Source organism: Streptomyces sp. SM1 (genome assembly GCF_002910825.1).
Classification (GTDB): domain Bacteria; phylum Actinomycetota; class Actinomycetes; order Streptomycetales; family Streptomycetaceae; genus Streptomyces; species Streptomyces okerensis.
Genome location: NZ_NEUB01000004.1, coordinates 1 through 517, shown reverse-complemented (window position 1 = coordinate 517; position 517 = coordinate 1). Strand labels below are relative to the sequence as shown.

Here is a 517-nt window from a genome sequence, read left to right as displayed (position 1 = left end):
GCGCAGGGGGCCGTCGCCCGCCAGGAGTCTGCCGCGGACCAGCAGGGTGGTGCGCGAGCGGACGTCGGTGCCGAGGCCGCGCACGAGGTGAGACAGGGCGGGCAGCAGGGAGCCGTCCAACTGCTGTCCCGGCATGCCCAGTTCGATGGCGCACACCTCCGGGTCGACGGCCGGGCCGAGCGGCCCGGGACGGGGGCCGTCCGGTGCCCACAGGGCGAGGCCGGCCCGGGTCACCGTCGCCTGCCAGCGGTCCGTCAGCCGTACCGTGCCCCGCTCGCCGCCGCCGAGGATCCAGTCGGGCGGGTGGATCCCCACCGGCCTGGGTGCGGGGGCCCGCCCCTCGGAGCCGACCGGACCGCAGACCACGGAGGACACGAACGGCCGCCAGCTCGGCCTGCCGTCCAGCCCGACCAGCGTGGGCCGGGGAGGAGTTCCGGGCGGTGCGTGGTCGTCGAGCAGCGGCAGGCCGGTGAGTACCTCCACCTCGATGCCCAGCAGGTCGGCGACCGACTGCCCG

At 77.0% G+C, this 517-nt stretch carries 1 pseudogene; it reads right to left on the bottom strand.

What is annotated here, in order from left to right:
- Positions 1-517 (bottom strand): annotated as a pseudogene (locus B9S61_RS40540) (hypothetical protein); the annotation flags it as partial.